Source organism: Palleronia caenipelagi (assembly GCF_007004065.1).
Classification (GTDB): Bacteria; Pseudomonadota; Alphaproteobacteria; order Rhodobacterales; family Rhodobacteraceae; genus Palleronia; species Palleronia caenipelagi.
This window is the reverse complement of the sequence record NZ_VFSV01000132.1, coordinates 1-1,493: the sequence shown is the minus strand read 5'-3', so window position 1 is coordinate 1,493 and position 1,493 is coordinate 1. Positions and strand designations below refer to the sequence as shown.

The following is a 1,493-nucleotide window of genomic DNA, read 5'->3' as shown; positions in this document are numbered from 1 at the left end:
CGGTGATGTGACGGTCTGGCTCAGCGAGGATGCGATGGCCGGCTGGAGCTCACCGCCCTCTCGCAAACGCGGTGCGCAGCGGCAGTATTCGGACCTGGCGATCGAGGCCTGCCTGACATTGCGCGTCGTGTTCGGACTGGCGCTTCGTCAAACGCAAGGGTTTGTCCGGAGCCTGCTGCGGCTCATGCGGATTGACCTGCCCGTGCCGGATTTCTCCACGCTCTACCGCCGCGCCCCATCGTTGAACATCGCGCCGGGCCGGAAACCCACAGGCGGTCCAATCACGCTCATCGTGGATAATGAGCCATGTCGCGCCATCGGTTCGAGCGACCATGGCGAATGGGCTTCGGATCCATGGCGGTCGGGACTGGATGGCCGAGAAGCACGGGCTGCCGAAGTCGCGGAGAACATGGCGCAAACTTCGTATTGGTCTCGACCCGGAGAGCGGTCACATCGTCACCTCAAACCTGACCACCGAGCATGTCGGTGATCCCGGCGCACTGCCTGGGTTGCTGGCTCAGGTGGCGAGGGTTGTGTGCCGTTTCATCGGCGATGGCGCCTATGATGGCGCGCCACCCGCAGCGACGATACAGGAAGCCTTCGGGCCAGATGTGGAGTTGGTTATTCCTCCGGGGCTCCGCCCGTTCGAGGCTGAATTGATCCACCGGATCAATTCTCCACCGGGTAACGCCGTCCCCGGCGATTGCGACGTCCGTAATGCCCATATCCAGATGATCGCCGTCCGCGGCCGGATCGCCTGGCAGAAGGCAACAGGCTACGGTCAGGGTTCCCGCGTTGAAGCCCAGAACGGCCGCTACAAGCAGGTGATCGGACCCGCGCTACGAGGCCGAAATATGGAGAGCCAAAAACTCGAAACCGTGATCGCCGTCAATGTCTTGAACCGAATGACCGACCTCGGTCGCGCGGCCTATGAGCGTGTCATCTGGTCAGGCTGGAAAAGGGGGAGCTGCGACCAACGAATGGTTTATGCAACACGGTCTGTAATATCCCGTTACCAACCGCGTTGCGATGTCGATCGCCAGCGTGACCCACGGTCGTCCAATTGGTTGGCGCTCAAAGCTGTCGACAAGAATGATGTCCGCGGGCGTATGATCAATTTGCACAATCTCCAAAGGCTGACTGGCCTTGTTTTCACCTGTGACCGGCGTAAATTTCTGGCGGGCAGCCTTTGCGCCTTCTCTTGCCTTCGCAACTTCGCGGACATCCATTGCATCCAGACGACGCTGAACCGTCCGCCGTGTCGGCGGCTGCAAGCCCTGTTGCCAGCACGCGCTGCGGATTTCTGTCACGGCGCGCGAGAGGCTCGAACGCTCCCGGCGCAAGTAATACCGGCGAAGGTGCTCTTCGATCACCGCTTCGACCTTGCCGGATATCAAGGTCGTACCGGCCGGACGGCCCCGTTTTCGCGGAGCCAGCGCGCTGCTGCGCCCACCCTCTTCCGCCAGCCGCTTTATCCAACGCCAGACCGTCGC

At 61.9% G+C, this 1,493-nt stretch carries 1 protein-coding gene and 2 pseudogenes; 2 read left to right on the top strand and 1 reads right to left on the bottom strand.

Annotated elements, in window-relative coordinates; all coding sequences use genetic code 11:
- Positions 1-34: 34 nt before the first annotated feature.
- A pseudogene (locus FEV53_RS22305) lies at positions 35-241 on the top strand (transposase); the annotation flags it as partial.
- A 58-nt stretch (positions 242-299) separates the two neighbouring features.
- Positions 300-533 (top strand): annotated as a pseudogene (locus FEV53_RS22300) (hypothetical protein); the annotation flags it as partial.
- A gap of 414 nt (positions 534-947) precedes the next feature.
- Here the strand turns inward: FEV53_RS22300 and FEV53_RS20225 are convergent.
- Positions 948-1,493 (bottom strand): DNA-binding domain-containing protein (locus FEV53_RS20225; RefSeq protein ID WP_281283567.1); only part of this gene is annotated, 546 nt, incomplete at its 5' end.